This is a genomic window from Sphingosinicella sp. SM1-17 (assembly GCF_056821765.1).
The window spans coordinates 165,094-190,067 of record NZ_JBPDIO010000001.1 but is presented as its reverse complement, the minus strand read 5'-3'; the positions used below and the strand labels follow the sequence as shown (position 1 = coordinate 190,067).

Sequence of the window (24,974 nt, the reverse complement as noted above, 5' to 3'; positions counted from 1 at the left end):
ATGATCCAGATGCAGTCCAATCTCGACGTCGCGGACAATAGCGGCGCCAAGCGCGTCCAGTGCATCAAGGTGCTGGGCGGCTCGAAGCGGCGCTTCGCCGGCGTCGGCGACATCATCGTCGTTTCGGTCAAGGAAGCGGCGCCGCGCGGGCGTGTGAAGAAGGGAGACGTCCACAAGGCCGTCATCGTCCGGACTGCCAAGGACATCCATCGTCCGGACGGCTCGACGATCCGCTTCGATTCGAACGCGGCCGTGCTCGTCAACAACAATCAGGAGCCGATCGGCACCCGAATCTTCGGACCGGTCGTCCGCGAACTGCGCGCGAAGAAGCATATGAAGATCATTTCGCTCGCGCCCGAGGTGCTGTGATGGCGATGAAGATCAAGAAGGGCGACAAGGTCGTGGTCCTGTCCGGCAAGGACAAGGGCAAGCACGGCGAGGTCGTGAAGTCGATGCCGAAGGAAGGCAAGGTGGTCGTGGCCGGAGTCAATGTGGCCGCCCGGCACCGCAAGCCGACCCAGGCCAACCCCCAAGGCGGGATCGAGCGTCGCGAGGCGCCGCTCCACGTCTCGAAGGTCGCGCTTGAGGACCCGAAGACGGGCAAGCCGACGCGCGTGCGCTTCGAAGAGCGCGATGGAAAGAAGGTCCGGGTCGCAGTCCGGTCCGGGGAGCTGATCAATGGCTGAAGCCAAATATTTGCCGCGCCTGAGGCGCGACTATGACGAGCGGATCGTGCCCGCGATGATCGAGCGGTTCGGCTACAAGAACCGTTTCGAAGTTCCGCGGCTCGACAAGATCGTCCTGAACATGGGCGTCGGCGAGGCGACCCAGGACAAGAAGAAGGTCGAGACCGCTGCGGCCGAGATGGAACTGATTGCTGGCCAGAAGCCGGTGATCACCAAGGCGAAGAAGTCGATCGCCCAGTTCAAGCTGCGCGAAGGCATGCCGATCGGCGTCAAGGTCACCCTTCGCCGCGAGCGGATGTACGAGTTCCTCGACCGGCTGGTCACGATCGCGCTTCCGCGCGTTCGCGACTTCCGTGGTCTGAACCCGCGCTCCTTCGACGGCCGTGGCAATTATGCCATGGGTCTCAAGGAGCAGATCGTCTTCCCCGAAATCAATTATGATCGCATCGACAAGGTGCGGGGCATGGACATCATCGTCACCACCACCGCGAAGACGGACGAGGAAGCGCGCGAATTGCTGCGTCTCTTCAACTTCCCCTTCCCGGCCGAGCAGGATCAGAAGCAGGCGGCCTGACGGCCCCCCTGCTCATGAGAGAAGGAAGAGAACTTAAGTCATGGCGAAACTGAGTTCCGTGAACAAGAACGAGCGTCGCAAGAAGCTGGCGAAGAAGTATGCCGGTCAGTATGCGAAGCTGAAGGCGATCGCGAACGACGAGAGCAAGGACGAGACGGAGCGCCTGATCGCTCGGCTGAAGATGGCCGAGATCCCGCGCAACGGCAATCCGACGCGAATCCGCAACCGGTGCGAGCTGACCGGGCGTCCGCGCGCTTATTACCGCAAGTTCCGCCTGTCGCGCGTCATGCTGCGCGAGCTGGGCAATAAGGGCCTGATCCCGGGCCTCACGAAGTCGAGCTGGTAAGGGCCAGAATATGCCGATGACCGATCCTCTGGGTGATATGCTCACCCGCATTCGCAACGGCCAGCAGGCGCGCAAGGACTCCGTCGTGAGCCCGGCGTCGAAGCTGCGTGCCCGAGTGCTCGACGTGCTTCAGCGCGAAGGCTATATCCGTGGCTATCGCGAAGAGGCGCTGGGCGCTCACAAGGGCTTGCGCATCGAGCTGAAATATTTCGAGGGCCAGCCCGCGATCCAGCATGTCAGCCGAGTCTCGAAGCCCGGTCGCCGGGTCTATTCGGGCGCTCAGGAACTGCCGCGGGTCCGCAACGGCCTTGGCATCACCATCGTTTCGACGCCCCGGGGCGTTCTGTCCGACGCCGAAGCGCGCGCTCAGAACGTGGGCGGCGAAGTGCTCGCGGAGGTATTCTGATGTCCCGCATCGGTAAGAGGCCGGTGCCGCTGCCAAGCGGCGTGACGGCGACGGTCGACGGCGGCATTTTGTCGGTGAAGGGGCCCAAGGGCACCCTGAGCCTGCAGATGACCGACGAGATCAACTATGAGATCGCTGACGACGGGATCTCGATCCAGCCGGCGAATGACACCAAGCGCGCCCGCTCCTTCTGGGGCATGCAGCGCACCATGGTTCAGAACCTGGTGACCGGGGTGACCGAGGGCTTCACCAAGACCCTCGAGATCACTGGCGTCGGTTACCGCGCGGCGGCTCAGGGCAACAATCTGCGCCTGCAGCTCGGCTACAGCCACGACGTCAACATTCCGGTTCCGGACGGCATCGACATCAAGACGCCGGATCCGACGACGGTGGAGATCAGCGGCATCGACAAGCAGCGGGTCGGCCAGATCGCCGCCGAGATCCGCCGTTGGCGCAAGCCGGAGCCCTACAAGGGCAAGGGCATCAAGTATCGCGGCGAGTATATCTTCCGCAAAGAAGGCAAGAAGAAATAGCCATGGCGAGACTGAATCCCTTCGACAAGCGCCGCCAGCGCGTTCGGACGTCGCTTCGGCAGCGTGCGGGCGACCGCCCGCGCCTGTCCGTCCACCGATCGGGCCGGCACATCTACGCGCAGATCATCATCGACGCGGAAGGCCGAACCGTCGCCGCCGCCTCCACGCTGGAGAAGGAAGCCCGGAACAAGACCGGTGCGACCGTCGCTTCGGCTCAGGAGGTTGGCCGCCGGATTGCCGAGCGCGCCAAGGCCGCAGGAGTCACCCGGGTGGTGTTCGACCGTGGCGGTTTCCTGTTCCACGGGCGCGTCAAGGCTCTGGCCGACGCCGCGCGCGAGGGCGGATTGGAGTTTTAAGAAATGGCTGACGAGAACAATCAGACCCCCGAAGCGGCTGAGCAGTCGAACCTGCCGACGGAAGCGGCCGGAGCCACTTCCGAGCCGCGCCGCGAGCGCGGCGCCCGTGGCGGCCGTGGGCGCGGCGGCGGCGATCGGGGTGGCCGCGGCCGGCGTGACGATCGTCGCGGCGGTCCGGGCCGGGACGAGGACGGCGGCGAAGAGCTGATCGAGAAGCTTGTCCACATCAATCGCGTCTCAAAGACGGTGAAGGGCGGCAAGCGTTTCGGTTTCGCGGCGCTGGTCGTCGTCGGCGACGGCAAGGGCCGGGCCGGCTTTGGCCATGGCAAGGCGCGCGAAGTGCCGGAGGCGATTTCGAAGGCGACCGCGGCTGCCAAGAAGGCGATGGTCCGGGTTCCGCTTCGCGAGGGACGCACTCTACACCATGACGGGATGGGTCATTTCGGTGCAGGCCGGGTCTATGTCCGCTCGGCGCCCCAGGGCACCGGAATCATCGCCGGCGGCCCTATGCGCGCCGTGTTCGAGAGCCTGGGAGTCGCCGACGTGGTGACCAAGTCGGTCGGTACGTCCAACCCCTACAACATGATCCGGGCGACCTTCGAGGCGCTGTCCGATCAGACCAGCCCCAAATCGGTGGCTCAGCGCCGTGGCAAGAAGATCGCCGATCTGATGGCCCGCCGCGAAGGCCTGTCCGGCGCCGAGGCCGAGGCTCAGGCCGAGGCGGTGGCGGAGTAAGCGCAATGGCCAAGATCAAGATCACTCAGACCGGATCGCCGATCCGCCGCACGCCCGATCAGCGCAAGACTCTGATCGGCCTGGGACTCAACAAGATGCACAAGTCGGTCGAGCTCGACGACACCCCCGAGGTGCGTGGCATGATCCGCAAGGTGCAGCATATGGTGACCGTCGAGGGCTAACCCCTTTGCCGGTCTGCGCGACAAAAGCGAAAGCGAGTGCAAGACATGAAACTGAACGAAATCCGCGACAATAAGGGTGCGCGCAAGAGCCGGGTCCGGGTCGGACGCGGCATCGGCTCCGGCCTCGGCAAGACGGCCGGCCGTGGCCAGAAGGGCCAGAAGAGCCGTTCCGGCGTCTCCATCTGGGGCTTCGAGGGCGGTCAGATGCCGCTCCACATGCGGCTGCCGAAGCGTGGCTTCAACAACGTCTTCGCCAAGGACTATGCCGAGGTGAATGTCGGAGCGATCCAGAAGGCGGTCGATTCCGGCAAGCTCGACGTCAATGGGACGATCGACCATTCGGCGCTTCAGGCTGCCGGTCTCGCCCGTGGCGGCAAGGACGGTGTTCGCGTGCTCGGCAAGGGTGCGCTCAGCGCGAAGCTCAACCTGCGCGTTGCCGGGATTTCCGCTGGCGCTCGCCAGGCGATCGAAGCCGCCGGCGGTTCGGTGGAGGTCATCGAGGTGGTTCCGGCCGCCGAGAAGGCCGCCGCCAAGAAGGGCAAGGGGCAGCGGCGGAGCAGCGCGGCCGAAGCTTGAAGAGCTTGCCGCCTGGTGAAAGGCTGACAAGCCCGAACCGGTCACTATATCAGGCGGCGGGAGGCCAACCGGTCAACCGCCGCCTTTTCATTTTCTAGGGTCGAAAACAACGATGGCAACCGCAGCCGACCAGATGGCAAGCAGCCTCAACCTTGCGAATTTCGCCAAGGCGACGGATCTCAAGAAGAGGCTCTGGTTCACCCTCGGGGCCCTGATCATCTTCCGGCTGCTGTCGTTCGTGCCGCTTCCGGGCATCGACCCGCGAGCGCTCGGCGCGCTGTTCGAAACCACCCGCGGCGGCGTTCTCGACTTCTTCAACATGTTCTCGGGCGGAAGCCTGGAGCGCATGAGCCTGATCGCACTCGGCGTGATGCCTTACATCACCGCCTCGATCGTGATGCAGCTGGCGACCACCATGTCCCCTACGCTCGCCCAGCTCAAGAAAGAGGGCGAAAGCGGTCGCAAGAAGATCAACCAGTACACGCGCTACGGCACCGTCCTGCTGTGCGCGATCCAAGGCTATTTCATGGCGGTCGCACTCGAAGGCTGGGGCGCTTCCACGGGCCAGTCCGCCGTGGTCGATCCGGGCATGATGTTCCGGATCACGGTCGTCATCAGTCTCGTCGGCGGCACCATGTTCCTGATGTGGCTGGGCGAACAGATCACCAGCCGTGGTATCGGCAACGGCATTTCCCTGATCATCATGGCCGGAATCGTCGCGCAGCTGCCGACGGCGCTGGCTCAGCTGTTCGAGGGCGGTCGCACCGGAAGCCTCAACGGCGCCGTCATCCTGCTCATCGTCGCTCTGGCAATGGCTCTTGTCCTGTTCATCTGCTTCATGGAGCGCGCGCAGCGCCGGGTGCTGATTCAGTATCCCAAGCGCCAGACGGCCCGTGGACAGATCCAGCAGGAGCGCTCGCACCTGCCGCTCAAGGTCAACACGGCCGGCGTGATCCCGCCGATCTTCGCTTCCTCGCTGCTGCTGATGCCGCTCACCGTCGCCCAGCTCTGGGGGCAGGAGCAGACCGGGGACACGTGGTGGAGCGAATTCGTGATCACCGTCACGACCTCTCTCTCCCACGGCTCGCCGCTTTACATGTTCCTTTACGGCGCGGGCATCGTCTTCTTCTGCTTCTTCTACACCTCCGTCGTCTTCAACCCGGAGGAGACCGCCGAGAATCTCAAGAAGTATGGCGGCTTCATTCCGGGCATCCGGCCGGGCAAGCGGACGGAGGAATATCTCGATTACGTCCTGACTCGAGTGACGGTGGTCGGTGCCGCCTATCTGGCGCTGATCTGCCTCATTCCGGAGTTCCTGATCGCCCGGGCCGGAATTCCCTTCTATCTCGGCGGAACTTCGCTTCTGATCGTTGTCAACGTGACCATGGACACGGTGACCCAGATTCAGAGCCATCTGATCGCCCATCAATATGGCGACCTGATCAAGAAGGCGAAATTGAAGGGCGGCGGCCTGAGACGCTAAGGTCCAGGCCCACTCGGGAGACGGTCGTGAGGGGTGCGATTCTGCTTTCTGGAGGATTCCGAGCCAAAGGCGGTGCGCGCCAGTCGACGGTTGGCACAGAATCGCTGGCGGCTCCGGGGAAGAGCCCGACCGCTCTGCCGTCCGGCCCGAGGCCTGAACGATGACGCCGCTCAACATCATCCTGCTCGGGCCTCCGGGGGCCGGCAAGGGGACCCAGGCGGGACGGCTGGTGCACGAACATGGCATGGTTCAGCTCTCGACGGGCGACATGCTTCGTGCAGCGGTCAAGTCGGGCACTGCCGTGGGACTCGAAGCCAAGGCGGTGATGGAGGCGGGGGAGCTCGTCTCGGACGACATCGTCAACCGGCTCATCGACGAGAATCTGGCCCGTCTCTCGCCAGGACAGGGCGTGATCTTCGATGGCTATCCCAGGACCTATAACCAGGCCGTCTCGCTCGACGAGCTGCTTGCGGCGCATGGCCGCAAGCTGGACTCGGTGATCGAGCTGGAAGTGAACGAGGACGCCCTGGTCGATCGGATCACCGGCCGCTTCACCTGTGCCAAATGCGGCGAGGGCTATCACGACCGCTACAAGCTGCCCCAAGTCCCAGGGATTTGCGACGTCTGCGGAAGCGACGAGTTCAAGCGCCGCGCCGACGACAATGAGCAGGCGGTTCGCACCCGGATGGCGGAGTATCGCGCCAAGACCGCGCCGATCCTTCCCTTCTACGAGGAAAGAGGCCTGGTCGAACGAGTCGACGGCATGGCCGCGATCGGCGAAGTGAAGGCGGCGATCGAGGCCATTCTCGCCGGCTGCCGCTGAGTTTCGCCCTCAACCAAAGTCGCTTGGTTTCGCTGAAAAAGTGATATGTTCCGGCATCGCGACTCCGGCCGTTCGGGCCGGGCGAATTTCAGGGAGGCCTATATGAACAGGGGAGATGGCGGCGGCCTGATCGCCGAGCCGGTGATGGTGCACACGCCAAAGGAAGAACATGTCGATTTCCATGGCTTCATGGAAGGCGTGAAGAGGCGCAATCCGGGACAGCCCGAATTCGTCCAGGCGGTGCAGGAAGTCGCCGAGGACATTTTCGAGTTCATCCAGGGCAAGGAGGAATATCATCGTTGGCAGATCCTGCGCCGGATCGCCGAACCCGATCGGGTGGTCTCCTTCCGGGTGTGCTGGGAAGACGACAATCACAACATCCGGGTTCAGCGCGGCTACCGGGTGCAGAACAACAATGCGATCGGGCCCTACAAGGGCGGCATTCGCTTCCATCCCTCGGTCAACGAGAGCATCCTCAAGTTCCTCGCCTTCGAGCAGACGTTCAAGAACGCTTTGACCGGTCTTCCGATGGGTGGCGGCAAGGGCGGAGCGAACTTCAACCCCAAGGGCAAGAGCGATGGCGAGATCATGCGCTTCTGCCAAGCCTTCATGACCGAGCTTTACCGCCACATCGGGGCCGATGTGGACGTTCCGGCGGGCGACATCGGCGTCGGCGCTCGCGAGATCGGCTACATGTTCGGCCAGTACAAGCGGATCACCGGCACCTGGGAGGGTGTACTCACCGGCAAGGGCCTCGAATATGGCGGTTCGCTGATCCGACCCGAGGCGACCGGCTACGGCGCCGTTTACTTCCTTGAGAACATGCTCAGGACCAAGGGACGCGATCTTAGCGGGCTTCGAGCGGTGATCTCCGGATCGGGCAACGTGGCCACTCATGCGGCCGAGAAGATCAACCAACTCGGCGGAAAGGTGCTCACGCTGTCGGACAGCGAGGGCTTCGTTCACGATCCGGACGGCATCACGCAGGAGAAGATCGACTGGGTGAAGTCCCACAAGACCCGTCGCCGCGGCCGCATTTCGGAATATGCCGAAGAGTTCAAGACGGCGACCTTCTACCCGGGCAAGAGGCCGTGGGGCGTCGAATGCGACGTCGCTCTGCCCTGCGCGACCCAGAACGAACTGCTCGGCGAAGATGCGCGCACCCTGGTCAGGAACGGCTGCATCGCGGTTTCCGAGGGCGCCAACATGCCGACCGATCTCGAGGGCGTTCACGTCTTCAAGGATGCGAAGACGCTCTACGCTCCAGGCAAGGCCTCCAACGCCGGCGGAGTCGCGGTGTCCGGGCTCGAGATGAGTCAGAATTCGGCCCGTATTGCGTGGAAGGAAGCCGAGCTTCAGCAGCTCCTCCGGGACATCATGAACGGCATCCATCAGCGCTGCCTCGAATATGGCGATCGCGGCAATGGCTATGTCGACTATGTGAAGGGCGCGAACATTGCGGGCTTCAAGAAGGTCGCTGACGCGATGCTCGCTTTCGGCGTCGTCTGACGAACCGATCGGCTTCACCTGCGGCAGGACGGATCGACGCCGGTTCTGCCGCAGGTGAGGCGGGCAGCGACGGGCCAACAGAGGCTTGCGAACCCAGCGGTGAGCGCTTGTCTCTGTCATCGAACCGTGGTCTTGGTCGCCGCACTATTCTTTGAGGGGGAGCATGAAGATGGGGGTCAGGAAGATTATTGCCGCGGTCACGGTTCCGGCGGCGGCGCTCGCCATTCCGGGGGCGGCGGCGGCGGCCGACGGAGAGACTTTGAGCGGCTTCTATGTCGGCCTCAATGCTGGCTATGGGACCGGCAGCAAGGATTGGGCCGGTCCGCCGAACCCGAATCCGGTGCCGCCGCTGTCGCGCGACAATCTCGCCGATCACAGCGCTGACGGGCTGGTCGTCGGCGGGACGATCGGCGCACGCCGCCAGCGCGGCTATGTCGTCCTCGGGATCGAGGCCGAAGGGGCCTGGACCGATTTTTCCGACAGCAGTCCGAGCACGTCCTTCGCGGGGTTCACCAACCGCACCGAAGTCGACTGGCTGGCCACGATCACCGGTCAGGTCGGTATCGCTTCGGGCGGGGTCCACGGCTATGCCGAGGTTGGTGCCGCCTTCGCCCGCGACCAATATACGATCATAGACTCCGACGGTGCCGTGCCGGACGAGAGCGACCGGATCTCCGACACGCGCACCGGAGTGGTGATCGGCTTCGGTCTCGAACTGCCGATGCGCGGCGGCTGGTCGGCACGCGGCGAGTATAATTACGTCAATTTCGGCGGGAACGAGTATAGCATTTCCGGCGACCGCTGGCGGATCGACCAGACGATGCATGTCATTCGTCTGGGAGTTCTCTACCGCTTCGGCGGCTGATCCTGACTCCCGCTTGTGGGGAGGGAGCGGCGTGCCTCCGGCGGAGCCCGTGTGAGCAAGCTTCCGGGGGGAAGCTTGCTCACAGGGGCTTTTCGTAGATCCGGTAGACCCGGTTGACCTTGCTCTCGATCGCGTCGGCGATCGAGATCATCGGCTTGTTGTCGTCCAGGATCCAGCCGACCTCGGCCCGGCTGATCCCGTAATGGCCGTTGCCGGCGCGACGGATATATTCGATCATCATGAAGGCCAGCTGGCTTGCGAGCCGGCTCGCGTGGAGCTTCTTCTTGACGCCCATCAGCGGCACGCGCCCGCCTTTCGGCCGCATCTTCTTCAGTCGCCACAGCAGCTTCGCCCAGCCGAACGGGAAGAGCTCGCCCTTCAGGTCCGCCAGGAACTGGTTGATGTCGGGCAGAGCCATCATGAAGGCGACCGGCTCCCCATCGAACTCGGCCACGAGGATCATATCCTCGAGCACGATCGGCTTAAGTTTCTTCCCGGCATAGGCAATTTCGCTGTCGGTCAGCGGAATGAAGCCCCAATTGTCGCTCCAGGCATCGTTGAGGATCGACAGGATGAGGGCTGCCTCCTCGTCGAACCTTTTCTTGTCGACGTTGCGGATATGGATCCGGGGATTCTTCTCGCCCGCGGCGACGATCCTCTGCACCAGGGGGGGAAAGGGGGTGTCAACCGGCAGGTCGTAGGTGAGCAGCTCCTTGACGGTGCTATAGCCGGCACCCTCGATCCATCCCTCATAGGCCGGGGAATTGTGCCCCATCATCACCATCGGAGGATGGTCGTGCCCTTTCACCAGCAGTCCCGGCTCGTCCCAGATCGAAAGCGAGAAGGGACCCATCGACCGGGACATGCCCTTGCCGCGAAGCCATTCCTCGGCCGCACCAAGTAGTGCCTGCGCCGTCTCGACATCCGCGGCCTCGAACATACCCCATTGGCCAAGTCCGGGACCCATGTGCTGCAGGACGAGCTGGTCCACCTGTGCCGAGATCCTTCCGACGGGCTTCCCGCCCCGGAGCGCAAGAAAGAAGGCCGCCTCGGCATGTTCGAACCAGGGATTCTTTCCGGGCGTGATGAGGCCGCGCACTTCCTCCTTGAGCGGCGGGACCCAGTTGGGGTCCGATTCGTTCAGGACATAGGCAATGTCGACGAACGCCTTCGTCTCCGCCTTCGTCAGCACCCTGCGGATAGCGACGTTCATGCCTGCTTCCTCCCCCTAGAATTCATTGCTGGGATTACTGGGCGAGGAGCCGAGGGTCCACGCGAAATCCTCCCACTGCAAGGGCCCGATCCGATGCTGCCATTCGAACCAAAAGACGCTTCAGCAGGGTTCAGGCGCGGTTCAGCCGAGCATGCTACAAACGTAGCACAGCTCTTCGGCTCGGGAGGCGAGAAGTGTCGTTGGCAGGTCAGGTCGTCATGCGACTGGGAATGGCATCGCTGCTGGCTCTGGGGCTTGCGATCGCGGCCAGCCCGCCGGCGGTCGCTCAGAGTAGCGAGGCTCGCCTCGGCCAACTCGTGCACGAGCATATTCGCTCGGGCGGTCCCTTCTTCGGTCCGGAAGAGCGAGCGGTGATCGACCGCAAGTGCGGCTATGCCCCTGGTGAATGGGATGGAGTCGAGTTTCAGAGCATCAATGGCGATTTCAGATGCATCAACGGCCGCCGAGTCGACGGTTCGGAAATACGGGCGATAGTCGCTCGCGCAGCGCCCCGAATCGAGCAACGCATGCATGAGGTGATGGCGAGCCCGGAAGTCACGGCGGCGATCGAGAATGTGGCCGACGAGGCTGTTGAGAGGGCCTTGCGCAATCTCGAAAGTCGCCGCCGAACCCGCTGACCCTGAAGCTCCGGCTCCGGCGGCTTAGCCGCGCGGACAGTTACGATATCAACACGCCATCTTCGGTGCGGCCGGTCATGAGGGAGCGAGCGGCGCCAGGAAGGCGTCGATCATTCGGAGAACGGCCAACCGGACCGTATCGGCCTCGCGCAACAGCTCATGCCCCTTGCCCTGGATCAGGCACAGTTCCGCCCGCGGCAAGCGCGCGGCGGCGCGGCGCAGCGCCGCGATGTCGATCACGGGGTCGCGCCTGGAGGCGAGCATAAGCAAAGGAATGGCGATCCCACCGAGCTCGCGCGCGCGCAGGCTCGCCATCGAGGCGCAAGCGGCGCCGAGCCAGCCCCAGCTCGGCGCGCCGGACGCAATGTCTGGCCGCTCGGCCTTCCACCACAATTTGTCTTGCTGGCGCACCGGGCAGCTCGTCATCCGGCCGCCATAATTGCCCAGGTCCCGCCGCCAAATCCGTCGTTCGCCTTGCCCGCACAGGATCGCGACCGCGGCCGCTGCGCGCGCGACCGGCGCCGGCAGGGGCCGGATACCGATCATCGGCGCCAGCAGCACCGCGCCGTCGATCGCCAGGCCTGACCGGGCCAGGGCGCGCAGCGCCAGATGGGCGCCCATCGAATGAGCGACGACGACACGCGGCTCGGGCGTGGCGGCTTTCCATTCGCCGACGAACGCCTCGAGATCGCCGACCAGCGGATCGAAATCGGGAATGTGGCTGATCAGCGGCGCGGCGAGGTAGCGGCCCGATCCGCCCTGGCCCCGCCAGTCGAAGCCCGCAAGCGACCAGCCGGCGTCATGCCAATGGAACAGGGCCTCCAGATATTTCTCGACGAAGTCGCCGCGCCCGCCGAGGAAGAGCAAGCTTCCGCGCACCGGTGTCGCTGCCGGCCAGTCGAACCGGCGCAACGTCCAGCCGTCGCGCGCGCGCCAGTCGCTGAAGCCCATCCCCTCCGGAATCGCCCGCCTATCCATTCTGCCGCTCCCTCCCCCGGCCGTGTCCGTCAATCCGCCCGCCGCAGGAGCGGCGCGCCGGCGCGGATCGGCGATCCTTCGCCGACACCGTCGCACAGGTGGAAGCCCGACGGCGCCAGGACGATGATCGTCGATCCATGCTCGAACCAGCCCATTTCCTGCCCCTTGGCGAGCGCCGCGTCGCACGCGATCGGGCTCGTGGTGCGGCGGCGCAGCAAAGCGTCGGGGTCGAGGAAGGAAAGCCGTATCCCGGCAACCAGGATGGCCGCCACCGGCACCAGCAGGATCGGCAGGCCGCCGGTGGCAAGCTCGGCATGGATCACCGCCCGTTCGTTGCGGCAGTAGAGCTTCGGCACGCGTTTCAGGGCGCTGGCATTCACGTTCCACACGTCGCCGGGAATGTAGCGGATCGCGCGCACCTTGATGTCGTGCGGCGCGTGGAAGCGATGGTACATGCCCGCGGTCAGGCGCAGAGTGACGAACCAGCCGTCGGCGAAGGCTCCCACCTCCTCGCGCAGCAGCTCGTCCAGCGGATAGTCGCGCCCCTTCACCTGGAACAGCCGCCCCGCCTCGATCCGTCCGCAGGCGCCGACGATCGCATCGCAGGGGCTGGCGAGGATCGCGGGATCGGCATCGAACGGCCGGGCGCCGTCCCTGAGCGTGCGGGTGAAGGCGTGATGGAGGCTCCGGAAGCGGCTTTCGCGGGCGTCGCTGAGGTCCGGGTCCGCGAAGAAGCGCCACAGGGCGATTGAAGGGATGCGCACGAGCGGCGCCTCGATCCGGCTTAACCGTCCCATCAGCCAGGTCGCCGGCCGGCGCGGCAGGCGGTTGGTAAGCGCGAAGTTCACATCGTCCCGAAGCAGGACCTTCATCATGCTGTCACGCAATCCCACGATTCAGTCCTGACGGTTTCGGGGCGGAGGGAAAATGGCGCGGCCGGCATTGAAAACGGCGATGGCGGTCGCGGGCACCGCCGCAGCTTTGATCAGCCTCCAATCGGCGCGGCGACGCCTGCAATTGTCGCGCGCCAAGCACAAGTCGCTGACCGGCCATGTCCGGATGGCCAAGCGGATCGCCGGGCTGATCCCCTTCTACGCTTATGACGAACGGCGCTTCTTCCGCGCCGACGATCCGCCCGAGCCGATCGCCGCGGCCCGGGAAGAAGGCTTCCGTCGCCTCGCCGCCCTCTATGCTGAGCGCTTTGCCGAGACGGCGGCGCTGGCGAGCAGGGCGCGTGCCGGGCTCTCCGACCTTCAGTTCACCGGCACCTATCGCGTGCCCTTCCAGTTCAGCCCGATGGTGCGCGACCATCTGCCATCGGGGGTCTTCGTCCGCGCCTCGAACGGGGTCATGCTCACCGATCTCGACGGCAATGAGTTCTACGATCTCGCCGGCTCCTATGGCTGCAATCTCCTCGGCTACGACGTCTACAAGGCGCTGATCGCCGAGGGCGCGGCCCTGGTGCAGGATCTGGGGCCGGTGCTCGGCGCCTACCATCCGGTCGTCGCCGACAATGTCGATCGCCTTCGCGCCCTTTCCGGAATGGACGAAGTGTCGTTCCACATGTCGGGCACCGAGGCGGTGATGCAGGCGGTGCGGCTCGCGCGCTATCATACCGGCCGGCCGCGCATCGTCCGCTTCGCCGGCGCCTATCACGGCTGGTGGGGCGAGGTGCAGCCGGGCATCGGCAATCCCGTTCCCGCCGACCGAACGCTGACCCTGGCCGACCTTTCGGAAAAGACGCTGGCGGTGCTGGCGAGCCGCAAGGACATCGCCTGCGTCCTCGTCAATCCGCTCCAGGCGCTGCATCCCAATTCGAGCGCGCCGTCCGATTCCGCCCTCGTCGATTCCAGCCGACGGGCGGGCGTCGATCGCACCGCTTATTCCGCCTGGCTCCGGCGCCTTGCCGACACCTGCCGAGCGAACGGGATCGTCCTGCTGTTCGACGAGGTCTTCACCGGCTTCCGCCTCGCGCCCGGGGGCGCGATCGAATATTTCGGTGTGCGGCCGGACATGGTCACTTATGGGAAGTCTTTGGGCGGCGGGCTGCCGGTTGGCGTCATCTGCGGCCGAGCCGACCTGATGAAGCGGTTTCGCGACGACCGGCCGGGCGACATCTGCTTCGCGCGCGGGACGTTCAATTCCCATCCCTATGTCATGGGGGCGATGAACGCGTTCCTGAGGCGCTGCGAGACGGCGGAAGTGAAGGCGCTCTACGAGAACCTCGACGCGCGCTGGGACGGCCGGGCCGAAACGCTCAATCGGCGGCTCGCCGAGGCCGGCGTGCCGGTCGCCGTGGCCCATCTCTCGACGATCTGGACGGTGTGCTTCACCTCGCCCTCGCCCTACAACTGGATGCTTCAATATTATCTCCGCGCCGAAGGCCTTCATCTGAGCTGGGTGGGCAGCGGCCGGCTGATCTTCAGTCTCGACTATGACGATGCCGCCTTCGCCGAGATCGTCGAGCGTTTCGTCCGCGCCGCCGCCGCAATGAAGGCGGACCAGTGGTGGACGCACGATCCCGCGCTGACCAACAAGGCGATCCGCCGCCGCCTCGTCAGAGAGATGTTCGCGGCCCGTCGCGGCAAGCTCGGCTAGACTCGAAGCCGCCGGTCAGTGCGCGCCAGCGGCGATCTCGCCGTCGATCCGTTCGCCCCTGAGCAGCCGGATCGGCGCCTTGTGGTAGAGCCTGATGTCGTTGAACGGATCGGTGACGATCTTCACCGCCCAGGCGAGACCGGTCTCGACGTCGCGGATGTAGAAAAGCTGGACGGTGCGGAACAGCAGGCCAGCCACGCCGAGGCCGAGCCAGAGCAGCCCGAGATGTTTGGCGAACTCGACCGGGCCGCTGGCCGGCGCGAACAGGCCGAGCGCCGTCGGGTCGAGCCACAGCAGCAGCGGGATCGCCGCCCAGATCCCCATGAAGACATATTTGCGGAAGAGATTGTAGCCGACCTTGATCTCTTCCTTATATTCATGGGTCGCCTGGTTGACCGTATCATAGCCCTTGGGCTCGAAGAAGAAATGCCCGGCCTGGCGACTGGTCATCGCCACCAGCCAGCCCAGCAAGCTCGCAAGCGCCGGATCGTGGAAGAGCAGGATATAGGCGCAGACGAAGGTGCTCGCGCTGAGGAAGTGCAGGCTCTGGTTGATCAGGCTGTGATGGTAATAGCGATGGTCATCCCAGCGAAGTTCGTTCAGCAATTCCTTGAAACTGCTCATATTCTGCCCCAGCGACTTGAGTGAAAGAGTGGACGTCAGGCGTTGGCGAGCTTCTCGAAGCGCACCAGGCTAAAATGGCCCAGCGGCGGCAGCGCCCGCCGCTCGATCAGCCGGACCGAAGGCGTGCGTGCCGCCCAGTCGGTGTAGCGCTCCCACGGGAAATCGGTTCGGAAGCCAAGCCGGGTGGTGACCGGCATCAGCTTCTTCTCGATCGCCTTGCGCACGCCCTTTTCGGCGCCGACCCGGGTGGTGATCACGATCTCGCCGCCCGGCCGGACGACGCGCGCAAACTCGTCCAGCGCCTTTTCCGGATTGGGCACGGCGGTCACGACATATTGCGCGACGATCACGTCGAAGCTGTCGTCGGGAAATTGCAGATTTTCCGCGTCCATGACCTCGATCGCCTCGACATTGTCGAGTCCGAAAGCCCTCACGCGGCGACGCGCCTTGTCCAGCATCGGCTCGGAAATGTCGACGCCATAAAGGCGGCTGGAGCGGCTGTAGGCGGGAAGCGAGATGCCTGTGCCGACGCCGACTTCCAGGATCCGGCCGCCGACCCGTTCGGCGGCCCGGATCGATTCGGCGCGGCCGCGCCGGAAGACGGGGCCGAAAACCAGGTCATAGACAGGGGCCCAGCGGCCATAGGCATTGGCCACCTTCTCGACACGCATGTCTTCCGGCGCAAGGGCCGCGAGATCCGGCATGGCAGGCTCCTCTGGCGCAGGCGCCGACTGGAAACGCTGCGCATGCTTATGTTCACGGATTGTGAAAAGCCGGCGACAATCGCGCGAGCAAATGATGATGGGACGACAGGGACGGCTTCGCCGCTCTGGGCTCGAGGTTCGACTTCATGCGAGCGTCCGGACTGGAGGCGCGCCTGCCGTTTCGCGACTTCGTCGGTCAGTGGACGACCCGACTCTGAACGAATGGCTGGATTCGGACCCGGCGAACGACGTGCCCCAGGTCCGCTATTGGCGCTTTGCGGACCTGCCCATGAAAGTTCGCAGTGGCGGAGTCAGCCTATTTGCGAACGCTCTCGCGCTGCCGGGGGTGCCCCGTTGCGACACCGCCGCTGAGCCGGGCGACATGGGGATAGCGTTCGGCCATCTCGGGCGTGTAGCCGAGGTTGAACACGGTGGGGCTCTTCTTCGGGCGCTCGGTGCGGTCGTAATAGGTGCCGAACAGCTTGTCCCAGAAGAAGGTGGTGATTCCGTAATTGCCGTTCTCGTCGTGAAAATGGTGTGCCATGTGGCGCTTCTTCATCTCCGCAAGCAGCTTGCTCCTCGGCTTGTAGGCGAGGTGCTGGATGCAGTGAACGAACTCGTAGAAGCAGGTGGTGAGCAGGCCCGTCGCCAGGGCGATCATGCCCGCTCCCAGCGCCGCGCTCTCGCCCGCAAAGGCGTAGCCGATCCCGTAGCCGATCGGAAAGACGCCGATGGCGATGGTCGGCAGCGTCGTATGAAGAGCGCCGAACAGCACTTCGAGATGGTTGGGATCCTGGTGATGGTCGTAGTGGATCCGCTTCCAGGTGCTGGCGAGAAACGGCACCTTGAACATCCAGCGGCTGTGCAGGATGTAGCGGTGGATCAGGTACCAGAAGAACGGATAGGCTAAGCTCGCCGCCGCAATGCTGGCGAGGGTCGGCAGCAACGGCGCGGGCCGCCAGGCGTAGACGCCGATCGAAACCGCGCTCAGCACCAGATAGGCGATGATCGCCGGATACTGGAAATAGGCAATGACGAGCTCGCGGAAGCTCATTTTGTCCAAATGATGCTCGCGTCTCCAGAAAGACGGGCGCAGGGTCTGTGCGATCTTCACGTCAGTTTCCCATAATGTCCTTGCAACGCGCGTCGGCCGATTAAGGAGCGCCTCTACGCCTTGATATGTGAGCACGTCATGAATTTGCAATGCGGCGCTTTTTGGGCGCCGGGCTGTCAGGGCGTCCGCCTTAGCCTCCTTCGCGCTCGCGAACGATGCGATTGGCGAGTTCCCAGTCCTGCATCCGATCGACGTCGATCGGCCCTTCCGCGAACGGCATCAGGATCGGGGCGGTATCGAGGCGGACCGTCCGGGAAAGCGCCTTCAGAACCGTGCGCAACGTGAAGAGTCGGCTCTTGTAGAGCAGGAATGCGAAGAGGCCGAAGGCGCCGATGAGCCTCCGCGGCTTCTTGCCGAACTGACCGCCGCTGTTGAAGATTCGCGGGCCGTTCAGCGATTGCGGGGTCAGCAGGGCATAGATGTTGCAGCTCGAAAAGGCGCCGTCGCGAAACCTGTGAAAGGCGCGGTTCCCCTCGGGATACTTCTCAAGAATATATTCCGCCGGAGTGAGTCCGATGGCCCCGTCGGCCCTCAGGCCATCCAGGGAGTCGCAGAAATAGCGCACCATTTCGGCGGTATGGAGCGCATTGTCGCCAGTGGTGATGACAAGCGGGAGCATCTCGGGCGAAGCGACGGCGGCGACGCTGGTACCGATATTCTCGCGAGAAGGCATATATTCAATATGTTCGGCACCGGGCAGCGGCGCCAGAATCGCCCGCGCCTCGTCGATAGCCTCAGGCTCGATCATCACGATGGTCCGGCCGATCCGGCCCGATTCCAGAACCGCTTGGACGACCCGGCGAAGCATAGGTTGCCCAGCAATGTCGATGAAGCATTTGTGGCTGACACCGCCCGCCTGAGCGAGCGGATCGAGATTGCCGCGGCTGGCCGCAAGTACCAGCGCGGTATAATTTCGGTCCCCCATATGGCCTTCTACTCGGGTGCGCGCGGTTTAGAAAGCGAACGGGCCGGCGAGCGGCACTGTCAGCGACTTAATGTTCGACAGTTGTGGCAAATCTGCCAAAGCCTTGCGCAGTTCGGCCGACCGGTCTGCCGGCAGCAGGCCGGCTACACAGCCTTCGAATTTGGCCCAATATTGGTCCAGAGTGAAAGGAGCAGCGAGGCTTCCGGCCGGCATGGCAATGCTCGTCCGCAAATGTCGGCCATCCTTCAGCACGATCTCGACTTCCGTCGGAAACTCGCCTTCCGCCTTGTTCACGGGGTGCCGGTGGATCCGAGAATAGAGCGCCCGGACGGACGGGCGATTCGCGGCTTGCGCTTCGAAGTCGACTAACGTGCAATTGCCGGTCAGAAGAGCGACGGCGACTCCATATTCCAGCGAGAACTTGGCCTGTAGTGGGTCCTTGGGATCCGTGTACATGAGATTGTTGAGGTGCGAGACGGGCGCGCGAACATGGATCGCCTCCACCTCGTCCGGCCGAATCCCGTGCCTTTCCTTCAGTTCGAGGACCCCGTCCATTGCCCGGTGTGCGCTTCCGCAATTGGGAAAGCGCTTCACCTTTAGCCCGCTCGACAGGATGAGCAGCGGCTCGCCGACCCGTTCCGTTTCAAAGCGCAGCGTCTGGCCATGCTCGACATGGGTCAGCGAGTCCCGCAACTGCTCATAGTCGGGCCCGACCATCAGGCGGTTCATTCCGGTAGTGCCGTCGAGCGTGTCCTGTCCGGCATCGATCCCCGAGCGGGCAAGGCACGCCGCGAGCAGTCCGGAACGGGCGGCGAGACCGGCGTGCAGGGGTTTGGTCATCGTCCCGAACTGCGACATGAAACCTCCCGCCATGCTGGTCGCGATCGACAGGGCATGGCCGGCCTGCAGGGCGTCGAGCCGAAGCAGCCGCGCGCAGGCGGCGGCCGCGCCGATCGCGCCGACCGTCGCCGTGGCGTGCCATCCGCGATTGCGGTGGACGGGATTCACCCCCTGACCCACCCGACCGAGGATCTGAAGGCCAGCAATATAGGCGTCCAGGCAGGCCCGGCCCGAAGCTTCCTCTTGCTCCGACAGGGCAAGAATGGCCGGCGCGAGAACGGCCGTCGCGTGGGCCTTGGCCGGATCGAAATTGTCGTCGAAGTCGAGCGCATGAGCCGCTGTTCCGTTGACGAGGGCAGCCCAGGGTGCGGGCAAGCCGCAGCCGGCGCCGATCGCGACCGACGGACCTGTCCCCCATTGACCGACCGTGGCCAGGACCTTGCGCGTGACGGGCTCTGCCGCTCCCGGAACCGAAACGGCGATCACGTCGATGAAGGCGCGCCGAGCCGCTTCCCAGGCGTCCCCCGGCCAGTCGTCGGGCGTCTCGGCCAGCCAGTGCCCAAAAGCACGAACGGGATTGTTGTCCATGTCCGTGGCACATAGACGCCGAACGGCGTGGCGCAAGTCGAGGTGCTTGCGTGGCTCCGGCGCCGAGCTAAGCTCCATCGGTCGGCACGGGGGACGGGATGGAACTGACACGCCGGGAAATGGTGGCAGCACTGGGTGCGGGAGGTGCGGTTTCCCTGCTTCCGGGAGAAGCCTGGGCACGTCCGGTGGCGCTCGCCTCGGTACGGGACAAGGTCCACGCCTTCGCACAGTCGGTGCTCGGCTTGAACGGCTTTCCCGGGATGAGCATCGCCCTGGTCGGCCCTGGGGGGTATAGCTCGGCCTTCGCTGCAGGCCTGAGCGATGCCGCGCGCGGCATTCCGGCAACTGCGGATCACCTCTTCCAGATCGGTTCCATCACCAAGTCGCTCGCCGCAATGGCGCTGTTCGCCCTGGCCGACCGGGGCCGCGTGGATCTCGAGGCGCGGGCGCAGGACCTTCTGCCCGACATTCCGCTGCCGAGCGAGCCGATCACCCTTCGTCATCTGCTCGAACATAGCTCGGGGCTGCCCAACAGCCTCGATCGGACCGGCTTCCTTCAGGTCCCCGGTGGACGTCTCTGGACCGGCTTCGCTCCGGGCACACGCTACTCCTACTGCAATCTCGGCTATGCGCTGATCGGCGCCATCGTCGAGCGTGCCGCCGGGATGCCCTATCCGAGGGCATTGCACGATCTCGTACTCGGGCCGATCGGGATGACGGGCGCCCGTCCGACCATCCGGATGGCTGATCGGCCGGCCTTCGCCGTCGGCCATGTACGCCTGCGCGAGGATCTGCCGTGGATGCCCGGTGCCCGACTCACCGCCGGACGCTGGATGGATTTCCACAGCGCCTCCGGTTCGGTGTCGGCCAGCGCCAACGACATGGTGCACTATCTTCGACAGCTGGTCGAAATCGGGCGAGGAAAGGGCGCCCCGCTCTTTTCGGATGCCCTGGCGGAGCGTTTCCGAACGCCGACGATCGACTCGCCGGCCAACGGACCCGGCGCGCGCTATGGCAACGGCCTGGTCACCCTCGACGTCGGCGGCCGGCTTTGCCTGCGCCACACCGGAGGAATGATCGCCTTCAGCTCGTCCGTCACTGTTGATCCCGAGGCTGGCGTCGGCTGCTATGCCAGCGTCAATGTCGGAGGCGCGGGGGGTTACCGCCCGAACGAGGTGACCGAATATGCCGTTGCCCTGCTGCGCGCAGCGGCTGCCGGGGAGCCGACGCCGCAGCCGCCACAGTTGTGGCAGCCGGTCGTAGCCGACCCTGACCGGTTCGCCGGTCGGTGGGTCGGCAATGACGGCCGGGAGTTCGTCATCGAGCGGCGGGACGGCAAGCTGGTTCTCACCGCTGCCGGCCTTGAACGGCCACTCGTCCCGGCCGGCGCCGCGGCGATAGCCACGGACCATCCGATGCTCGCTCCCTATTCGCTTTCCCTTGTTCCTGGGAACGAACCGCTGCTCAGACTGGGCGACCGGCTCTTCGGGCGTGGTCGAGCGCCGGTCGCTTCACCCGTGGCGCCCCAGCTGGCGGCTCTGACCGGCGCCTATTTCAGTCCGGCCGCCTGGACCGGATCGCGACTATTCGTTCATGCCGTCGGCGACGGGCTCTATCTCGGGACCAACCAGCTCGTGGCAGGGGAGGACGGCAGCTGGCGCTTTACGGATCCCGCGCTCGCAAGCGAGCGAATCTGGTTCGAGAACCCTGCGAACGGCCGTCCCGAACACCTCAACTACTCCGGTACGCGCTACGCCCGAATGTCCGACGCCTGAGGGCTCAGACGAGCCGGAGCCGGCGCGACAGGCCGCCAAGCGCCAGCCTGTCTTCGCGGGTGAGGCCGTAACGCAGGGCAAGCCAGCTCGTCGCCGCCCAGATCAGCAGCACGAGCAGGAAGCGCATGGGGCCGTCGAACAGCCATTCTCCCGCCGCCATCATCGCCAGCCCCGCCAGAGCGATGGCGAGCCCCTGGAAGAGCTTGCGGTCGAACGGCGAGAGCCCGTCGCTGAACCGGAGTTCGAGGGTTGCGGCGTAAGTGGAGGTCGCGACCGCCGCGGCCACGGCGAGGGCCATGCCCATCGCGCCTTGGGCTGGGACCAGCCAGAGCATCAGACCGACCCAGAGGAGGAGAGCGAGCGCACTGTTGAGCAGGGGAAGAGCGCGATGGCCGATCATTTCGACGATGATCGAGGCTGGACCGACGATCGCTTCCAGCGCGCGCGCCGCGACGAGCACGTAGAGCAGAGGCAAGGCGGCCATGGCCTCCGGCCGGTAAACGCTGAGAATGTCGGGTCCGGCGAAGACGAGGAGACCGGCGAGGGGAACGACCAGTGCGGTCGAGACCCGACTGGCGAAGTGATAAAGCGGCGCCAGCTGAGTTCGGTCGGCGTGGGCCTGCGCCGAGGAGAGCGGGCCAAGCACATATTGAAAGGATTGGCGGACGATCAGCGGAACGGTCGAAAGCTTGCGCGCGATTTCGAACAGTCCGGCGGCGACCGCTCCGCGCGCACCCGGCAGCACCAGGTTGAGGATTACGGGAGGGGCGTCGATCAGCAGCCGTCGAGCCAGGTTCGCCGGCAGAAGGGCCAGTCCGGAATGTAGCAGATCGCGCGCGAGACCGGCCGGCACCGGCGCCCGCGCGAGGAGCCGAAGGTCATAGTAGCGGGCGAGGAGGGGCAGGCAGAGCAAGGCGGTGAGCACGAGCGAAGCCAGATGCGCCAGCACAAGGCCCAGGCTGTCGAAGCCCAGCAGGAAGAAACTTGCGGCGAAGATAATCCGCGCCAGCTGTTCCCAGAAGATGCGAAGCCGGATTTCCGGGCCGAAGGCGCGCCGTGCCCGAGCGGCAGAGGTCGCCACTTCGACAAAGGTCCAGAGCGGCAAGGCCCAGGCAAACAACGCGACGGCGACCGGCAGCCGTTCCCGGTCCTCGGGCGCCGACGAGAGCAGCCCTGCCACCGCTTCCGAATTTAGCGAGACGAGGAGAGCGATCAGGGCTGCGGGCAAGACCGAGACGATCAGCGCCAGCTTCACGGCACCGTGGACCTGCGCCTCCTCATCCTGCCTGGGCACGACCCGCTGAAGCGCGCTCGTCATCGACAGATCGACGATGTTGGTGACGAGGCTCACGGCTCCCCACAGGACGACGTAGAGGCCGTAGGTGGCGAGGCCGAAAAGCCAGGTATAGAGCGGCTGGGCGACCGCCTCGATCAGCGCACCCGCACGGGCGAGGCCGGCCAGACCCGCACCGCGCGCCACCTCCCCGCGGGTGACGGCAGGCGAGGCGCTCATTCTTCGGTCCGGATCAGGACAGCTTCGCCGATCAGCAGGAACAGGAGAAACGGCCCCCATGCGGCGAGGAATGGCGGGTAAGCACCGAAATTCCCCATCGCCAAGGCGAAATTGTCGGCCACGAAATAGGCGAAGCCGAGCGCCATTCCGATCACCGCCCGGACGAACAGCTGGCCGGACCGGGCGAGCCCGAATGCGGCCACCGCCGCCAGCAGGGGCATCAGCAGCGTGGAAAGTGGTCCGGAAATCTTGTGCCACAAACTGGCTTCAAGCGCCTCGGTGGCGCGCCCGGCCGACTGCAGCTCCGCGATCGATTGGCGCAGCTCCCAGAAGTCCTGTTCGTCGGGATCGACGCCGGCAAGGGTGAATTGTTCGGGGCGGAGCCCCTCGCCGAGAACGACCCGTTGCATGCGCGCGTGCTGACCGCTGTCGACATTGAACAGCGTCGCATCGGTGAGTTCCCAGCCGCGTTCGACCCGGCGCCCGTTGGTGGCTTCCAGGATCCGCCGCAGAGTTCCGCCGGAGCGGTCGTAGATGGTGACTCCGGTCAGTCGGACCTGTTCGCCGCGACCGGTTACCTGTTGGACGAAGATGAGATCGTCGCCATGCTGCAGTCGAATATTGTTCTGAACGTTCGACGTGGGCGGCAGCGGCCGATATTCGACGGCTTCCCAGGCGGACAGGGCCGCCGTGGCGCGAGTCACGATCCGCTCGTTGAAGGCGAAATTCAGACCTGCGACGACAAGTCCGGCCAGCACCAGCGGCGCGATGATCTGATGCGCCGACACGCCCGCCGCCTTCATCGATATGATCTCGCTGTGCTGATTGAGCGCGACGAGAGTGATCAAGGTCCCGAGCAGAACGGAAAATGGGAGAAAGCGGGCAATCAGCTGCGGCACGCGAAGGCCGACATAGCGCCATAGTTCGGCATCCCCGTTGCCGGGATGAGCGAGGATGTCGCCGCTATTGCCCAGGAGATCCAGCGTCATCAGCACGATGACGAGCGCAAACAGCACGGCGAAGCTGCGCACCACGAAGAGGCGCGCCATGTAGATTGCCAGCAGGCGCGACGGGAAGAATCTGAGATTGATCATGCCGCGGCGGGGATTCCGTGCCTCGCCTTGCGCTTGAAGAGGCTGCCGACCCGCTTGCCGACGCGGCTGAAGAAGAAGTCGAGGGCACCGATCGGCTGTCCGCCAGGCTTGTGAGCGAGAGTATAGTACATCCAGAAGATCAGCGCGGCGAAGAGAATGAACGGCACCCAAAGCGCGATCAGCGGGTCGATCCGCCCGAGCGCACCCATCTGCTCGGCATATTGGTTCACCTTGTGGTAGGTGACGACCATCACGATCGAGAGAAAGATGCCGAGCCCCGACGTGCTGCGCTTCGGCGGCACGGCGAGAGCCACGGCCAGAAGCGGAAGCATCAGCATCATCACGACCTCGACCAGCCGGAAATGGAAGTTGGCGCGAACCGCATTGCGCCGTTCCTCGGGCGAGGCGTCGTCGCGTCCCAGGCGCGCCAGCTCGGGAAGGGTGAGTTCCTGGGTGCCATTGCCGCGTTGCCGGAACGCCTCGATCGCCGGGAGGTCGATCGGAAGATCGTACTTCGTGAAGCTCAGCACGCGTGGTGTCCGATAGGTTGGCTCGTTATGAACCAGACGGCCGTTGGCGAGGCGGAACAGGATCGTGTTGGGGTCCTCGGTCGACAGAAACGTCCCTCGATCCGCGGTCACTGCGATCGTGCGGCCTTCACGATTCTCGGTCCGCAGGAACACTCCGTAAAGATCGGTGCCTTCGTTCTCGCTACGCTCCACGCGAAGAGTCGTCCGCCGTCCCAGGTTCGTGAATTCGCCGACCTTGACCGACGCTCCGAGCGCGCCCGACCTGAGCTCGAAACGCAGCGAGGCATAGGCATATTCGGCCTTGGGCTGGATGAAGCCGACGATCACGAAATTGAGGGCGATCAGGACCAGGGCGTAGAAATAGGGCACGCGCAGTAGTCGGCCGTAGCTGAGGCCGACGGCGCGCAGCGAATCCAGTTCGGACGACAAGGCGAGGCGGCGGAAGGCGAGCAGAATTCCGAGCATCAGGCCGATCGGAATCCCGAGGCCGAGATATTCCGGGATCAGATTGGCGAGCATCTGCCAGACGACGTTGACGGGGCCGCCTTCGCTCACGACGAAGTCGAACAGCCGCAGCATCTTTTCGAGCAGCAGCAGCATGGCGGCGAGCACGAGGGTTCCCACCATGGGAACGAGGATCAGTCTCGCCAGGTAGCGATCGATTTGTGTCGCAAATCCCAAGTTCGTCGTTCCGAGACCACAATTTGGCCAAAAGCTTATCCGATCTGGCATGCATGGGGGCTTGAGACAACCAGCCAGGCGGGTG

Annotated in this window: 28 protein-coding genes; 17 read left to right on the top strand and 11 right to left on the bottom strand. The window is 64.8% G+C overall.

What is annotated here, in order from left to right; genetic code table 11:
* The 14 genes from rplN to ACRYLT_RS00910 all read left to right on the top strand — a co-directional run bounded on the left by rplN (position 1) and on the right by ACRYLT_RS00910 (position 9,074).
* A complete protein-coding gene (gene rplN, locus ACRYLT_RS00975) occupies positions 1 to 369 on the top strand; it encodes a 50S ribosomal protein L14 (RefSeq protein WP_114954646.1) in 369 nt (122 codons plus the stop codon).
* Positions 369 to 686 (top strand): 50S ribosomal protein L24, encoded by a 318-nt coding sequence (gene rplX, locus ACRYLT_RS00970; RefSeq protein WP_482662244.1) that lies wholly within the window; start codon positions 369 to 371, stop codon positions 684 to 686. Before rplN ends, rplX begins: the two co-directional genes overlap by 1 nt.
* Positions 679 to 1,260, top strand: coding sequence for a 50S ribosomal protein L5 (gene rplE / locus ACRYLT_RS00965; protein WP_482662243.1), 582 nt, complete (start codon positions 679 to 681; stop codon positions 1,258 to 1,260). Before rplX ends, rplE begins: the two co-directional genes overlap by 8 nt.
* Positions 1,261 to 1,300: 40 nt before the next feature.
* Positions 1,301 to 1,606 (top strand): 30S ribosomal protein S14, encoded by a 306-nt coding sequence (rpsN, locus tag ACRYLT_RS00960; RefSeq protein WP_482662242.1) that lies wholly within the window; start codon positions 1,301 to 1,303, stop codon positions 1,604 to 1,606.
* Between the two features lie 10 nt (positions 1,607 to 1,616).
* Positions 1,617 to 2,012 (top strand): 30S ribosomal protein S8, encoded by a 396-nt coding sequence (rpsH, locus tag ACRYLT_RS00955; protein ID WP_482662241.1) that lies wholly within the window; start codon positions 1,617 to 1,619, stop codon positions 2,010 to 2,012.
* Complete coding sequence (gene rplF / locus ACRYLT_RS00950; protein WP_482662240.1) at positions 2,012 to 2,545, top strand: 50S ribosomal protein L6; 534 nt, start codon at positions 2,012 to 2,014, stop codon at positions 2,543 to 2,545. The genes rpsH and rplF overlap by 1 nt, the downstream gene beginning before the upstream one ends.
* Before the next feature lie 2 nt (positions 2,546 to 2,547).
* The gene (rplR, locus tag ACRYLT_RS00945) at positions 2,548 to 2,901 is read left to right on the top strand and encodes a 50S ribosomal protein L18 (protein ID WP_482662239.1); all 354 of its coding nucleotides are present in this window, start codon (positions 2,548 to 2,550) and stop codon (positions 2,899 to 2,901) included.
* A 3-nt stretch (positions 2,902 to 2,904) separates the two neighbouring features.
* A complete protein-coding gene (gene rpsE, locus ACRYLT_RS00940) occupies positions 2,905 to 3,636 on the top strand; it encodes a 30S ribosomal protein S5 (RefSeq protein ID WP_482662238.1) in 732 nt (243 codons plus the stop codon).
* 5 nt (positions 3,637 to 3,641) lie between these two features.
* Positions 3,642 to 3,818: a 50S ribosomal protein L30 gene (gene rpmD / locus ACRYLT_RS00935; protein WP_482662237.1), complete on the top strand. Its 177-nt coding sequence runs from the start codon at positions 3,642 to 3,644 to the stop codon at positions 3,816 to 3,818.
* A 45-nt stretch (positions 3,819 to 3,863) separates the two neighbouring features.
* On the top strand, positions 3,864 to 4,394 hold the full coding sequence (gene rplO / locus ACRYLT_RS00930; protein ID WP_482662236.1) for a 50S ribosomal protein L15: 531 nt from the start codon (positions 3,864 to 3,866) through the stop codon (positions 4,392 to 4,394).
* 112 nt (positions 4,395 to 4,506) lie between these two features.
* Entirely contained in the window at positions 4,507 to 5,877 is a 1,371-nt protein-coding gene (gene secY / locus ACRYLT_RS00925; protein WP_482662235.1) for a preprotein translocase subunit SecY, read from the top strand.
* Positions 5,878 to 6,037: 160 nt separating this feature from the next.
* Positions 6,038 to 6,700, top strand: a complete 663-nt coding sequence (locus ACRYLT_RS00920; protein ID WP_482662234.1) for an adenylate kinase — start codon at positions 6,038 to 6,040, stop codon at positions 6,698 to 6,700.
* 144 nt (positions 6,701 to 6,844) lie between these two features.
* The gene (gene gdhA, locus ACRYLT_RS00915; protein ID WP_482665369.1) at positions 6,845 to 8,209 is read left to right on the top strand and encodes an NADP-specific glutamate dehydrogenase; all 1,365 of its coding nucleotides are present in this window, start codon (positions 6,845 to 6,847) and stop codon (positions 8,207 to 8,209) included.
* A gap of 169 nt (positions 8,210 to 8,378) precedes the next feature.
* Positions 8,379 to 9,074, top strand: a complete 696-nt coding sequence (locus tag ACRYLT_RS00910) for an outer membrane protein (RefSeq protein WP_482662233.1) — start codon at positions 8,379 to 8,381, stop codon at positions 9,072 to 9,074.
* Positions 9,075 to 9,153: 79 nt separating this feature from the next.
* On the opposite strand, the gene ACRYLT_RS00905 is transcribed toward ACRYLT_RS00910, so the two are convergent.
* Entirely contained in the window at positions 9,154 to 10,287 is a 1,134-nt protein-coding gene (locus ACRYLT_RS00905; protein ID WP_482662232.1) for an N-acetyltransferase, read from the bottom strand.
* Between the two features lie 194 nt (positions 10,288 to 10,481).
* Here ACRYLT_RS00905 and ACRYLT_RS00900 point away from each other — a divergent pair, with 194 nt between their 5' ends.
* The gene (locus tag ACRYLT_RS00900) at positions 10,482 to 10,925 is read left to right on the top strand and encodes a hypothetical protein (protein WP_482662231.1); all 444 of its coding nucleotides are present in this window, start codon (positions 10,482 to 10,484) and stop codon (positions 10,923 to 10,925) included.
* A 75-nt stretch (positions 10,926 to 11,000) separates the two neighbouring features.
* On the opposite strand, the gene ACRYLT_RS00895 is transcribed toward ACRYLT_RS00900, so the two are convergent.
* Both ACRYLT_RS00895 and asd read right to left on the bottom strand, forming a co-directional pair.
* Positions 11,001 to 11,903: an alpha/beta hydrolase gene (locus ACRYLT_RS00895; RefSeq protein ID WP_482662230.1), complete on the bottom strand. Its 903-nt coding sequence runs from the start codon at positions 11,901 to 11,903 to the stop codon at positions 11,001 to 11,003.
* 29 nt (positions 11,904 to 11,932) lie between these two features.
* Positions 11,933 to 12,796 carry an archaetidylserine decarboxylase gene (asd, locus tag ACRYLT_RS00890; RefSeq protein ID WP_482662229.1) on the bottom strand — a complete coding sequence of 288 codons (864 nt, stop codon included), beginning with the start codon at positions 12,794 to 12,796 and terminating at the stop codon, positions 11,933 to 11,935.
* 61 nt (positions 12,797 to 12,857) lie between these two features.
* Between asd and ACRYLT_RS00885 the strand changes: the two genes are divergently transcribed.
* On the top strand, positions 12,858 to 14,501 hold the full coding sequence (locus ACRYLT_RS00885; protein ID WP_482662228.1) for an aminotransferase class III-fold pyridoxal phosphate-dependent enzyme: 1,644 nt from the start codon (positions 12,858 to 12,860) through the stop codon (positions 14,499 to 14,501).
* 15 nt (positions 14,502 to 14,516) lie between these two features.
* Here ACRYLT_RS00885 and ACRYLT_RS00880 read toward each other — a convergent pair whose 3' ends face one another.
* The 5 genes from ACRYLT_RS00880 to ACRYLT_RS00860 form a co-directional block, all read right to left on the bottom strand.
* Positions 14,517 to 15,125 carry a hypothetical protein gene (locus ACRYLT_RS00880; RefSeq protein WP_482662227.1) on the bottom strand — a complete coding sequence of 203 codons (609 nt, stop codon included), beginning with the start codon at positions 15,123 to 15,125 and terminating at the stop codon, positions 14,517 to 14,519.
* Positions 15,126 to 15,160: 35 nt separating this feature from the next.
* Positions 15,161 to 15,829: a class I SAM-dependent methyltransferase gene (locus ACRYLT_RS00875; RefSeq protein WP_482662226.1), complete on the bottom strand. Its 669-nt coding sequence runs from the start codon at positions 15,827 to 15,829 to the stop codon at positions 15,161 to 15,163.
* A gap of 316 nt (positions 15,830 to 16,145) precedes the next feature.
* Positions 16,146 to 16,943 carry a sterol desaturase family protein gene (locus tag ACRYLT_RS00870; protein ID WP_482662225.1) on the bottom strand — a complete coding sequence of 266 codons (798 nt, stop codon included), beginning with the start codon at positions 16,941 to 16,943 and terminating at the stop codon, positions 16,146 to 16,148.
* A gap of 130 nt (positions 16,944 to 17,073) precedes the next feature.
* Positions 17,074 to 17,868, bottom strand: coding sequence for an NTP transferase domain-containing protein (locus ACRYLT_RS00865; protein WP_482662224.1), 795 nt, complete (start codon positions 17,866 to 17,868; stop codon positions 17,074 to 17,076).
* A gap of 27 nt (positions 17,869 to 17,895) precedes the next feature.
* Positions 17,896 to 19,296: an MmgE/PrpD family protein gene (locus tag ACRYLT_RS00860; RefSeq protein WP_482662223.1), complete on the bottom strand. Its 1,401-nt coding sequence runs from the start codon at positions 19,294 to 19,296 to the stop codon at positions 17,896 to 17,898.
* Positions 19,297 to 19,394: 98 nt separating this feature from the next.
* Here ACRYLT_RS00860 and ACRYLT_RS00855 point away from each other — a divergent pair, with 98 nt between their 5' ends.
* On the top strand, positions 19,395 to 21,071 hold the full coding sequence (locus tag ACRYLT_RS00855; RefSeq protein ID WP_482662222.1) for a serine hydrolase domain-containing protein: 1,677 nt from the start codon (positions 19,395 to 19,397) through the stop codon (positions 21,069 to 21,071).
* 4 nt (positions 21,072 to 21,075) lie between these two features.
* On the opposite strand, the gene ACRYLT_RS00850 is transcribed toward ACRYLT_RS00855, so the two are convergent.
* From ACRYLT_RS00850 to lptF, 3 genes are read right to left on the bottom strand one after another with little or no spacing between them, the layout of a single operon-like run.
* On the bottom strand, positions 21,076 to 22,584 hold the full coding sequence (locus tag ACRYLT_RS00850; RefSeq protein WP_482662221.1) for a lipopolysaccharide biosynthesis protein: 1,509 nt from the start codon (positions 22,582 to 22,584) through the stop codon (positions 21,076 to 21,078).
* Positions 22,581 to 23,675 (bottom strand): LPS export ABC transporter permease LptG, encoded by a 1,095-nt coding sequence (lptG, locus tag ACRYLT_RS00845; RefSeq protein ID WP_482665368.1) that lies wholly within the window; start codon positions 23,673 to 23,675, stop codon positions 22,581 to 22,583. Before lptG ends, ACRYLT_RS00850 begins: the two co-directional genes overlap by 4 nt.
* On the bottom strand, positions 23,675 to 24,889 hold the full coding sequence (lptF, locus tag ACRYLT_RS00840) for an LPS export ABC transporter permease LptF (protein ID WP_482662220.1): 1,215 nt from the start codon (positions 24,887 to 24,889) through the stop codon (positions 23,675 to 23,677). The genes lptG and lptF overlap by 1 nt, the downstream gene beginning before the upstream one ends.
* Positions 24,890 to 24,974 lie beyond the last annotated feature (85 nt).